Here is a 589-nt window from a genome sequence, read left to right as displayed (position 1 = left end):
GAATGCCACGGTGAATACGTTCCCGGGCCTTGTACACACCGCCCGTCACACCATGGGAGTGGGCTGCAAAAGAAGTGGGTAGCTTAACCTTCGGGGGGGCGCTCACCACTTTGTGGTTCATGACTGGGGTGAAGTCGTAACAAGGTAGCCCTAGGGGAACCTGGGGCTGGATCACCTCCTTACCTATACGACTAACTTAATGTTTGYTGAGTGTTCACACAGATTGCTTGTTTAGCTTCTCTTAGGAGAAGTCAGAGCTAAATGCGCCGCTAGCCGGTACGCATTGTTCTTTAACAATTTGGAAAGCTGATAGTATTTAATTRCATGAGTCTGTCRTGTRATTAATTACAAAACGTTTAATGCGCAAGCATTGAACATGAGTTCTCAAACACTTTATTAAGTGTCTTGAATATTCAATAGTAAATTATGCTTAGTTGCATAGTTTACGTCTAAGGCGCGTCCACTTCTTTGGTCAGAAGTGAGACAAGTAAAACCAAGCTGGTCGCAATGCGRCGCAGATGAGTGAAACTCATTTGGGTTGTATGGTTAAGCGACTAAGCGTATACGGTGGATGCCTTGGCAGTCAGAG

The 589-nt window shown here is 45.5% G+C and carries 1 rRNA gene; it reads left to right on the top strand.

Features of this window, described 5'->3' with window-relative positions:
• Nucleotides 1-182, top strand: a 16S ribosomal RNA gene (locus L5L91_RS22770); the annotation flags it as partial.
• Nucleotides 183-589: the final 407 nt, after the last annotated feature.

Source organism: Shewanella sp. SM55, from assembly GCF_025654025.1.
In the GTDB taxonomy this organism is placed as follows: Bacteria; Pseudomonadota; Gammaproteobacteria; order Enterobacterales; family Shewanellaceae; genus Shewanella; species Shewanella oncorhynchi.
This window is presented reverse-complemented; position numbering and strand designations above follow the sequence as displayed.